The sequence below is a fragment of the Ornithinimicrobium kibberense genome, from assembly GCF_006519705.1.
In the GTDB taxonomy this organism is placed as follows: Bacteria; Actinomycetota; Actinomycetes; order Actinomycetales; family Dermatophilaceae; genus Ornithinicoccus; species Ornithinicoccus kibberensis.
Genome location: NZ_VFXM01000010.1, coordinates 69,869 through 81,807 on the forward strand (window position 1 = coordinate 69,869; position 11,939 = coordinate 81,807).

At 63.5% G+C, this 11,939-nt stretch carries 5 protein-coding genes and 1 pseudogene; all 6 read left to right on the forward strand.

Features of this window, described 5'->3' with window-relative positions:
* The first annotated feature begins 14 nt into the window (after window positions 1-14).
* Window positions 15-2,972 carry an SNF2-related protein gene (locus FJR00_RS09905; RefSeq protein ID WP_141338580.1) on the forward strand — a complete coding sequence of 986 codons (2,958 nt, stop codon included), beginning with the start codon at window positions 15-17 and terminating at the stop codon, window positions 2,970-2,972.
* A complete protein-coding gene (locus FJR00_RS09910) occupies window positions 2,969-4,897 on the forward strand; it encodes a site-specific DNA-methyltransferase (RefSeq protein WP_141338581.1) in 1,929 nt (642 codons plus the stop codon). Before FJR00_RS09905 ends, FJR00_RS09910 begins: the two co-directional genes overlap by 4 nt.
* Complete coding sequence (locus tag FJR00_RS09915; protein ID WP_141338582.1) at window positions 4,897-7,869, forward strand: restriction endonuclease; 2,973 nt, start codon at window positions 4,897-4,899, stop codon at window positions 7,867-7,869. Before FJR00_RS09910 ends, FJR00_RS09915 begins: the two co-directional genes overlap by 1 nt.
* Window positions 7,870-8,729: 860 nt before the next feature.
* A pseudogene (istA, locus tag FJR00_RS09920) lies at window positions 8,730-10,254 on the forward strand (IS21 family transposase).
* A complete protein-coding gene (gene istB / locus FJR00_RS09925; protein WP_238330424.1) occupies window positions 10,251-11,030 on the forward strand; it encodes an IS21-like element helper ATPase IstB in 780 nt (259 codons plus the stop codon). The pseudogene istA and the gene istB overlap by 4 nt, the downstream one beginning before the upstream one ends.
* A 537-nt stretch (window positions 11,031-11,567) precedes the next feature.
* Entirely contained in the window at window positions 11,568-11,873 is a 306-nt protein-coding gene (locus FJR00_RS09930; protein ID WP_141338583.1) for a hypothetical protein, read from the forward strand.
* The last annotated feature ends 66 nt before the right edge of the window (window positions 11,874-11,939 follow it).

The window sequence follows — 11,939 nt, forward strand, 5'->3', positions numbered from 1 at the left end:
CGGCGTGGAGGAGGATGACGGTCAGCGTGAAGGCAAGCCGTACCCGCGATGGCGCGGAGGCGGTGGCTCAACGCCACCTCGGCAACGAACCTGCCTCGCGCGAGGCGCAGGGTGAGGCGCAGACCCTTTCGCCGCATCAAGCAAAATATCTCGCCTACGAGCTGCAACGCAGCTACGCGAGCGACCATGTCGGAAAGCTGGCCGGCCTCCTGTTCGACGCGCAGGTCGAACCCAAGCCGCACCAGATCGATGCAGCCCTTTTTGCGCTGCAGACTCCGTTCCTGAAGGGCGTCATCCTCGCTGACGAGGTCGGCCTCGGGAAGACTATTGAGGCGGGCATTGTCATCACCCAGTACTGGGCCGAGCGCAGACGCAACATCCTGATCGTCGCCCCGTCCAGTCTTCGCCAGCAGTGGCAGCAGGAACTCTACGAGAAGTTCTTGATCCCCAGTTCGCTGCTCGACGCCAAGAACAAGGAGCGCCTCCTCGGAGCCGGCCACAGCCCCGAGGTGCTGATCTGCTCCTACGAGTTCGCCCAACGCCACGAACCGTCCTTGATCAAGGCATGGGATCTGGTGGTCGCCGACGAGGCCCACCGCCTGCGCAACTACTGGAACGGCAAGGCCAAGGTCGCCAACGCCGTCGCCCACATCGTTGAGGACGCGCGCAAGACGGTGTTGCTCACCGCGACCCCGCTGCAGAACAAGCTCGAGGAGCTGTACGGGCTCGTCTCGGTATTTGACTCGGAGTACTTCTACTCTCTGGACGCTTTCCGTGAGCGGTACGTCAAGAATCGGGAACCGGCCGCATTCGACGACCTGGGCGACCGCGTCGCGCAGATCACCAAGCGCACCCTGCGCCGAGACGCCGATAAGTACATCCGCTTCACTGAACGTCTCCCGCTCACGGTTGGCTTCGAGCCGTCACCCGACGAGCAGCGGCTCTATGAGCTGGTTAACGACTATCTGCAGCGCGACGAGGTCTACGCCTTCTCCAAGTCCACCCGTCACCTGAGCGCCCTGATCATCCGCAAGCGGCTGGGCTCCTCGACCTACGCCATCGCCAGCACGCTGGAGAAGATCGCCGACCGGCTGGAACGGGAGATCGCTGAAGGCAAGCAGTGGACCAACTCGGGCGCATTCATCGTCGATGCCGACCTCACCGATGAGGAGGAGGAGGTCGACGAAGCCCCGAGGGCGGGTTTCACCGCCATCGATCCGCGCGACATCGAACCGATGAGGGACGAGGTCCGCGAACTGCGCGAGTACGCCGCGCTCGCCCGATCCATCACCGTCAACGAAAAGGCCGTGCAGCTCAACCATGCCGTGGATCTCGGCTTCGAGCGCTTGTGCGAACTCGGTGCACCCGAGAAGGCGATCATCTTCACCGACTCCACCGTCACGCAGGAGTACATCGCCAGGTCGCTCACCGAAGCAGGGCGAGGAGATGGTCTGTTGCTGTTCAACGGCAACAACGACTCGCCCCAGGCCACCAAGATCTACCAGAAGTGGTTGGAGCGCAACAAGGGCAGCGACGTCATCACTGGTGTGCTTGCCGCTGACCGGCGGAAAGCTCTCGTGGACTACTTCCGCGACGAGGGCACGATCATGATCGCCACCGAGGCAGCCTCGGAGGGCATAAACCTCCAGTTCTGCTCGATGGTGGTCAACTACGACCTGCCGTGGAACCCGCAGCGCGTGGAGCAGCGCATCGGTCGCGCTCACCGTTTCGGCCAGCAGCACAACGTCGTCGTCGTGAACTTCTCTAATAAGGGCAACCTCGCTGAGCAACGCATCCTCGAACTCCTCGAAGACAAGTTCCATCTCTTCAAGGGCGTCTTCGGTGCCAGCGACGAGGTACTCGGATCGATCGAGGACGGCCTCGACTTCGAGAAGACCATCAGCGACATCCTCAACCGCTGCAAGACCGCCGACGACATCGAGTTCGCCTTCAACGAACTGGAGAAGCAGTTCGAGGGCGAAATCTCCATGGAGATGGCCAGTGCCAAGGCGAAGGTGTTCGACAACCTTGACCCGAACGTCCAGGACCGTCTGAAGTCCTATGACACCCAGAGCGGGGAGGTGCTCAACAAGTTCGAGCGCCTCCTCCTGGCTGTCACCAAGCACCAGCTCGTCGGGCACGCGACCTTCGAGGGTGACGGACGGCTCTTCGAGCTGCACACCGCCCCGATACCTGAGGCCACCCCGGGCCGGTACTTCTTTAAGTCCCAGCCACAGGAGCACGCCCACCAGTACCGCTACTCCAGCCCGCTGGCCGAGTACGTTGTACAGTCCTCGCAGTCCGCTGACACGCCACCGCGCGAGCTGACCTTCAGTCTGGGCCAGTCTGAGCGCGTGCCCACCGCGATGAAGGCGCTGGAAGGCAAGAGCGGGCGACTGGTGAGCAAGGTCGTCACCTTCCGAATCAAGGCCGGCACTGAGGACATCTCGGAGTCCTACGCGCTCTCCGGGATGCTTACCGACGACGGAAAGTGGCTCGACCACGAGTACGTCGCCGACCTGATGGACCTGGCCTGCACGACAGTGTCGGACCCGATTGAGACGATAGACGAGTCGGTGTTCGCCACGTACCTCGACGTTCAGCGTGAGACGTTCGAGAAGGAAGTCCAGTCTCGCAACGCTCGCTACTACGACCAGCAGGAGGAGCTGCTCTACCGGAACACACTCGACCGCAAGGCCGAGTCCGAAGGGTTGATTCGTGAGTACCGCCAGAAGGAGAAGGAGAGCCGCAAGGCGGCACGACAGACGGACGACCCGATGGAGCAGCTTCGACACAAGAAGGAAGCCCGCCGCTGGGCGCAGAAGGCCGAAGACGAAGACGATCGTGCGCGCGTTGAGCGCATCAAGCTCCGCGAGGAGATCGACAAGTACCTCGATCTGATCGAGCAGTCTCTCCGGGGCAAACGCGAGACCGAAGACCTGTTCTGCATCCGATGGAAAGTGACCGCATGACCACCGAGGACATCAAAGAAATCCCTGGCACTACGCCCAACTTCCAGACTGACCTGGCACGGCAGTTGGAGGAACTGGTGCCCGAGGCCATCAGCGACGGCAGGGTCGACGTGGTGAAGCTCCAAGAACTGCTGGGCGCGGATGTGGCCGACAGCAGCGAGCGGTTCGGCTTGTTCTGGCCGGGAAAGAAACGGGCGCTTCGGGCCGCCCAGGAGCCGACTTCCGCGACGCTGCGACCCGATAGGAAAAACAGCAAGGACTGGGACACTACCAAGAACGTCTTCATCGAGGGCGATAACCTCGAAGTGCTCAAGATTTTGCAGAAGCACTACCACGGCAAGATAAAGATGATCTACATCGATCCGCCGTACAACACCGGCAAGGATTTCATCTACCCCGACAACTACAAAGAGGGGCTAGACACCTACCTCGAGTGGACCAAGCAGGTCAACAAGGAAGGAAAGAAGGTCAGTACCAACTCGGAGTCCGAGGGTCGTTATCACTCCAATTGGCTCAACATGATGTACCCCCGGCTCAAGTTGGCACGCAACCTGCTCACTCTTGATGGCGTCGTGTTCATATCGATCGACGATAATGAACAGGACAACCTAAAGAAGGTCTGCAACGAGGTTTTTGGAGAGTCTAATTTCGTTGCGGAACTCCCCACGATCATGAACCTGAAGGGTAATAACGATCAGTTTGGTTTTGCAGGGACTCATGAGTACACGCTTGTTTACGCCAGAAGCGTGAACCACTTGGTCTTGGATCAGTTCCCCGTCGATGATGAGGGGCTGGAGAGGTGGGATACTGACGAGCGGGGCCCATTCAAGCGAGGCGCCAGCCTCAAGGCAACAGGCACGAACGCGCCGCGGGCCAAGCGTCCGAACCTGTTCTTTCCGATCTACGTCAGCCCTGCCCTAGAGGTTTCGCTGACCGAGCAAGCCGGTTGGACCGAACTCCTTCCCATCACAGATGGTGCGGAGATGTCCTGGCGATGGAGCAGAGAGAAGTTCCTAAACGATTTGTACGACGTCATAGTCGTGCCCTCGGGGTCTAGCTTCACCCTGTACAAGAAGCAGCGCCCGACGCTGGGTGACATCCCGACGTCCAAGCCAAAGTCGACGTTTTACAAGCCGGAGTACAGCAGCGGGAGCGGAACCGCCGCCATTAAGCAACTTTTTGACGGAAAGAAGGTGTTCGATAACCCGAAGCCTCTAGGGCTTCTTCAAGACTTCATACAGCTCGGCGCGGGACGCGACGGGATTGTCCTTGATTTGTTCGCGGGTTCGGCGGCGATTGCTCACGCGGTAATGGCACTCAACCGTTCGGACGGTGGCCAGCGACGCACTATTTCCATTCAGTTGCCGGAACCAGTGACGGAAGGTTCGGACGCTGAAGCGCTGGGCTACAAGACAATCTGTGAGGTGGCTCGGGCTCGGATCGTAAAAGCTGGGGACTCGTTTGCCGAGCAACTTGAATTCTTGGGTGTTCCGGGCGGCGTCCAAGACCTCGGTTTCCGCGCGTTCGTGCTCTCCGATACGAGTTTCTCGAAATGGCGCGTTGCTAGCGACACCGACGTAGACTCGCTGACGGAGCACCTTCTGAGTCTCCGCGACAGCGCCGCCGATGACGTCACCCATGATGCCCTCTTGACCGAGCTGCTTCTAAAGCAGGGCTACTCGCTCACAGAGGACTGGTCTGAGTTGGAAGTCGACGGGCTGGTACTGCGTTCGGTCGGCGACGGGCTCCTGCTGGCCTACCTCGACGAGCGCACCAAGCCGACCCATGACCAGCTCCGCTCGATCGTGGACGAGGAGCCCGCGCGCTTCGTGATCCTCGAAGACGCCTTCCAGGGCGACGACGAACTGAAGACCAATCTGTCCCAGCTCTGTAAGAGCAAGGGCGTGGAGCTCTGGACGGCTTGATGGAGTTTAAATTTGACCCCAAGCAGCAGTACCAGCTCGAAGCGATTGAGGCGCTGGTGCAGCTTTTCGATGGGCAGCCCAAGGACGCCGAGGAGCTGGTTGCCCGACTGCGGGGCGCGGCACACGTCGACGGCCAGGCTAACCAGACGGCGCTCGATTTGGACCTCACCCAAGAGGTCGGTGCAGTGGGTAACAACCTCGTGCTTGACCACTCGACCGTCCTGCAAAACCTGCAGGCCGTTCAGGACAGGAACGGGCTGGAGGTTGTCCAGGCGCTCGCAGGCAACTCTCTCGATTTCGATGTCGAGATGGAAACAGGGACCGGGAAGACTTACGTCTACCTGCGCACCGTCTTCGAGCTCGCCAAGGCGTACGGCTTCACCAAGTTCGTCATCCTTGTGCCGAGCGTCGCGATCAAGGAAGGCGTGATCACCAGCATCAAGGACATGCACCAGCACTTCCGTGAGCTCTACCCGGCGCAGCCTTTCGACTTCTCGGTCTATTCGGGCAAGTCCGCCGAGGAGGTGCAGGGCTTCGCGACCAGCACGAACGTGCAGATCATGGTCATGACGATCGACTCGATTCGAGGGGATGCCAACTCGCGCATCATCCATCAGACTCGAGACAGGCTGAACGGACTGCGGCCCATCGACTACCTCAAGGCCACTCGGCCAATCATCATCATGGACGAGCCGCAGAACATGGAGTCCCACCTTTCGCAGTCCTCCATAGGAGAGCTCGACCCCACCGCCACTCTGCGATTCTCGGCCACGCACCGCAAGCAGCGCAACGTCGTCTACCGGCTAGATCCGGTCGATGCTCACGATCACGGATTGGTCAAGCAGATCGTGGTAGCCGAGGTAGCGCAAGAGGGCTCGGATGCTGCGCCATACATCAAGGTCGTCGAAGTCAGGCGGGACCCGTGGGAGGCCAAGCTCGAACTCGCCGTCCGCTCTGCCGATGGCTCTCTCACGCGCAGAGTTGTGAAGGCCAAGCAAGACCAGGAGCTGTCCAATCTCACCAGCAACCCCGCCTACGAGGGCTGGTGGATCACCGAACTGTCCATCGAGCCGAAATACATCGAGCTCAACAAGCATGGCCTGCTCCAGCAGGGCGAGGAGATAGGCGGCAATTCCGACGCGATCTACCGCGAGATGATCCGCGAGACCATCAAGGAGCACTTCCGCAAGCAGGCGAAGCTGACCTCAAAGAACATTAAGGTGCTCAGCCTTTTCTTCATCGACAAGGTCGAGAACTTCCTCGGCGAAGGCGTGAACAACCACGACGCCAACGGCCAGTTCGTCCAGTGGTTCGATGAGTTGTTTCACGAGGAGCGCGCCAAGTCGCAGCAGTGGCAGGCACTGTTCGCCGACGAGCCAGCGGACCTACGCCGCGGTTATTTCTCGGTTCTCAAGGGCAAGCGCGGTGCGGCCGACACGTTCCAGGACACTGCTGGGACAACCAAGGCCGACGATGATGCCTACGACCTGATCATGCGGGACAAGGCACGGCTGCTCGATCAGTCTGAACCGGTTTGCTTCATCTTCAGCCACTCAGCGCTGCGAGAAGGTTGGGACAACCCCAATGTCTTCCAAATCTGCACGTTGCGCGAGATGGGGGCCGAGGTCGAGCGCCGCCAGACCATCGGTCGTGGGCTTCGCCTGCCGGTCACCAAGACTCCCGACGGGTTCGAACGGGTGGGGGATCGCAGCATCGCCCAGCTCACCGTTGTCGCAAATGAGTCCTACCAGGCGTTCGCCAAGTCGCTCCAGACCGAATACGAGAAGTCAGGCGTCGAGATTGGGCGTGTGCGTCCGCAGGAGTTCTCCAAGATCCCACTTATCGAGGAACACATAGAGTCAGATGGGCGCGAGTTCTTCGGCTATGAGCGCTCGACCAGCCTCTATCAGGCGTTGGAGTCTTCCGGTCTGATTAAGGACGGCAAGATCACCGACGCCTACCAGCCCAACCAGCTCGGCTTCGACCTCACGAAGCACATCCCGGACTTCTACTGGTCGTACGAAGACATCATCATCGAGTACATCGGCCGCTCCAGTATCGAGCGCTACGTCAAGCCCCAGTCGAAGCGCAAGGCGCGCAAGCTCAATAAGGAGCTGTTCGCGAGCCCGGAGTTCGAAGAATTCTGGCGCGCGATCTCTCGGCGCACGACGTACCGCGTGACCGTCGAACGCACCCGCCTGATCGCGTCCGCCGTCAAGGCGATCAAGGACGCGGCGACCATCCAGCCGCTCCGGATCAAGGTAACCCGAGCGGGCGTCAAGATTCTGCGTGGAGGCACCAAGGCCGCCGAGACGGGGCAACGATCTGTGTCGCTCAAGGGCGCCTACGATCTTCCGGACATCATTACGCAACTGCAGGAAGCCACGTCGCTCACCCGTAAGACGATCATCGACATCCTGCTCGACAGCGGACGTCTGAGCGAGTTCATCGCCAACCCGAACGACTTTATCCAGATGGTCAAGGGACGTCTGCAAGCCGTGCTGGCGGAGATCGTCATCGAAGGCATCCAATACGAGCGCGTCGGTGGCTACGTCTACGAACTGCGTGAGTTGCAGAAGGACGGACAGGAAGAGAAGGACCGCTTCCTGGACCAGATGTACAAGCTCCAGAACCCGGAGAAGTCAGACTTCGACTACGTCGTCTACGAGTCGGAGCCGGAGCGCCAGTTCGCAGAACTGCTCGACAGTCGCGAGGACATTAAGCTCTTCATGAAGCTGCCGGCCAAGTTTAAGATCGACACTCCCGTCGGCCCGTACAACCCTGACTGGGCGATCATCAAACACGAGGAGGACGAAGATCGAATTTACATGATTCGCGAGACCAAGAGCACCGAGGACGAGGTCAAGCGGCGCCCGACCGAGAACGCTAAGATCAAGGCAGCGAGCAAGCACTTCGAAGCGATCGGCGTGTCGGATTACCGCGTCTCAGTGCCCGGAGATTGGAAGATTTGAATCAATCTGCGGGCATTGCAACGGGTCGCTCGCGTCCAGTCTGCCGGGGGCGTCTGAAGAGACGATGCGCGCGGGCGGGTGCTGGACGCTACCGTGTCGGAGAGGGAAATCGCGCAATGTCAGGAATGATCGGACGTCATTAGCGACGCACAGTGGGACGACTTCATTCGATGGGGAACGCTCGTCGCTGAGCACTTGGATCTGGCAGCCGATGAGCATTCCCACAAGCGGGCGATGGATAGTGAGTTGCGGCTTCGAGGGCGTAATTTCTCTCTGGTGACGACACATGGCGTGAGTCCCTGTTCGGGGGCCCTCAAGGGCAGCAACCTCATCCACTGGATGTCGGTCTCCCGCCTGCAGCGCGGGCTGAGGCGGTGCCGACTACTTCGCGGACGCCGTCTGGGTCCTCTGGACGGAGACTTGGCGGCGGCAGGTGTCGCCGAGTTCGAGACCCGGATCCGTCGGGCGATGGAGGTAAGCCTGGGCAACGTCACGGCCTTCGGCGCCCTGCTATTGATGACGTACGACGCGGAAGCTACCGGCCCTACCGGCCCACGCCCGTCGAACGGTGGCTCCAGGTGGTTGGGGGGCGACAACCATGCCGCGGCACCGGTCGACTGATACGAGCAGCTGCTCGACCTGTGCGACGAGGTGCTGAGCCGCGCCCAGGGCAGGCTGCCCATCCGGACGTGGAGGCTGTCCATGGCCGTGGCAAAGTCCCCGCTGGTGGCCGTGTGAGGTCCCCGTTGGTGGCCAAGTAGAAGTCCCCACCCTCTGCTCGTGTCGTCCATGAGCTGAGCCCCTGGACGGTGAACGGTGGCGGTGTCGAAGCCAGTCACCGCACCGCCCAGGGAGCTCCATTGAAGAGAATGAGGGAAGAGTTGGACATCATCACCGCCTACAACTTGGTGGGGACCTACCGTGGCGCCGCGGCCATCTGCGGCACCACGCACAAGACCGTCAAGAACGTCGTGCAGCGCCACGCCACCGATGGGGCCCGTCCGGAGCGGGCGCCGCGGCCGGCGAACTACGAGGTCGTGCGCGACCTCGTCGCTACCTGTATCGACACCTCCAAGGGTCGGATCAGCGCCAAGCGGCTGCTGCCAAGGGCCCGGGCGGCCGGGTACACCGGCTCACCGCGCAACTTCCGCCGCCTCGTGGCCGATGAGAAGAAACGGTATCGCAGTGAGCACGGACGCCGGCATCGGCCGGTGTCGTGGTCCCCGGGTGAGCACCTGGTCATCGACTGGGGCGTGATCGCCGGCGTGCACGTCTTCGCCGCGGTGCTGGCGTGGTCGCGGTTCCGGTTCGTCCGCTTTGCCGCTGATGAGAAGGCGACGACGACGATGGGCATGCTGGCCGAGTGCTTCGAGGTCCTCGGCGGCACACCCAAGGTCGTGCTCGCTGACGGGATGGGGTGCCTGAGGGGTGGTGGTCGCCAACCGGGTCGTGCCCACCCCGGACTACGTCCGGTTCGCTACGCACTACCGGTTCCGGCCCGACTTCTGCGAGGCGGCCGACCCCGCCTCCAAGGGCGTCGTGGAGAACCTGGTCCGCTACGGCAAGGACGACCTCCTGCGGCCGCTGCTGCTCGAGCACGCCGGACCCGGTGGCGACCTGGCCGCCGGCGCGGCCCGGGTCCTGGCCGACCTCGGCGCCGCGAACCAGCGCGCGGCCGACTGGTGCGCGCAGGTCAACGCCGCCGTGCACTCAGAGGTCGCCGCCGTCCCGGACGAACGGTTGGCCAGCGAGGTGGACCTGCTCACGCCGCTGCCGTCGTTGCGCCCGCTCATCGGGCCGGCACCGGTGAGGCGCAAGGTCGACAAGCTGTCCACGATTCGCCTCGGTTCGGACCGCTACTCGGTGCCCACCGCGCTGATCGGCACCACGGTGGGCGTTCTCGTCGAGGGCACGCGGGTGCTGATCCTGGACGTCGGCACCGGTGAGGTCCACGCCGAGCACCCCCTCACCCCGCCCGGTGAGGCCTCGGTGCTCGATGAGCACTACGGGAGTGCCCGCCCGTCGGTCCCGGTGCGGGCGATCCGACCCCGGTCCGCGGCCGAGGTCGCGTTCTGCGCGCTCGGCCCGGCCGCGGAGGCGTTCATCGCCGGTGCTGCCGGGGCCGGGCACACCCGCCTGGGTCCCGAGCTGGCCGAGCTGAACACCCTGACCGCCGCCCACGGACAGCCCGCGATGGTCGCCGCCCTGGAACGGGCGACCGTGTTCGGGCGGTGGCGCGCGGCCGACGTCCGCTCGATCCTGGCCGCCGGCACCGGCCTGCCCACCCCGCGCCCGGCCGGACAGGCCCTGGTCATCGATCTGCCCTCGGCACCCGGGCGGTCGCTGGCCGAGTACGCCCCGGCCACGCAGGCGGTGTCCTCGTGAGCGCCCCGACCGCGCCGGTGCTGGATGCGGACCTGACCGCGGGGCTGCGCCGGCTCAAGCTGGCCGCGATGCGACAGCTCGCACCCGAACTGCTGGTGACGGCCAAGACCCAACGGTGGGCACCCGAGGAGGTGCTGCGCGCCCTCGTCGAGGCTGAGATCGCCGCCCGGGACGCCTCCAACGAACGAGCACGCCTCAAGGCCGCGACCTTCCCCGTCCTGAAGACGGTTCAGGAGTTCGACCTGGCCGCCTCCTCCATCCCGACCCCGACCTGGGCGTACCTGACCTCCCTGGAGTGGATCGGGGCCAAGGAGAACGTCGCCCTCATCGGCCCCGCCGGCACGGGCAAGTCCCACACCCTCATCGCCCTGGGTCACGCGGCCGTCCTGGCCGGGCACCGGGTCTGGTACCTCACCGCGGCCGACCTCGTCGAGACGCTCTACCGAGGCCTGGCCGACAACACCGTCGGCAAGACCATCGAGACCCTGCTGCGCAACGACCTCGTGCTGGTCGATGAGATCGGCTTCGCCCCGCTGGACGACACCGGCGCCCAGCTGCTCTTCCGGTTCGTCGCCGCCGCCTACGAACGCCGCTCCCTCGGGGTCGCCTCCCACCACTCCTTCGAGGACTGGGGACGGTTCCTGCCCGAGCACACCACCGCCGTGTCCATGCTCGACCGGCTCCTTCACCACGCCACCACCGTCGTCACCAACGGCCAGTCCTACCGCATGCGCCAAGCCCGTCAACGTCGAGGAGGTGAGCTACCCACCCCCTGATCACCCCCGCAGAGGGTGGGGACTTCCACCTGGCCAAAACCGGGGACTTCTACCTGACCGTTGACAGAGGCGCAGGGGCTCGCGTGGACTCTGTTCAAATTAGACGTCGACCAGATGACCCTTCCGGAGCCCGAGGCCAGGGTGCTCGCGGACTGGAGGGGCGACAAACTGGCAGCGGCGCGGGTCGACCGCGGGAGAGGCTCAGCGCCCGACCTCGTGTCGGCAGCGTGGGTGGTGCTCTCCGCCGGCCTACGGGGGAGTCCTCGCCATCACCGGGAGGCCGACGGCGTGGACGACGAATAGTGTGGCGGACCTGCCCGACCGGTTGCAGCGCGACCCCGGCACCCGGGGGGCATGGACAAGCTCACCGTGCAGATCCGGGACGCCTCCTCCCGACCTCGAGTCGGCAGCGTGGCTGGTGCTCTCCGCCGGCCTACGGGGGAGTCCTCGCCATCACCGGGAGACCGACGGCGTGGATGACGAAAGGTGTGGCGGACCTGCCCGACCGGTTGCAGCGCGACCCCGGCACCGGGGGGCATGGACACGCTCACTATGCAGATCCGGGACGCCTCCTCCGAGTCCATCCTGCTCGCTGTCGATATGGTCTACCTCCCATGCGTCGCCCTCTTCGATCTCAAGCCGGAGACCAAGGCGGCCCGGGTGCAGGCAGGCCTGGACCTCCTGCCGGACAAGCCGGTTCTGCCCTCCGCTCTGCGGAACCCGCTTAGCGCCGGCGGTGCGTTTGCCGGCGGCCAGGGGTGGCACGCGCAGATCGCCCGGCACATCGAGTGGCTCACGGAGTTCGTCCAGGAGTGGCTCGACCTCAGCCCGGTCAGCGGTTAGCCGCGCTCGAAGACCCCTACCACTTCGCTGAGGTCACCAGTGGTGTCTCTCCGGGCGCGGCCGTCT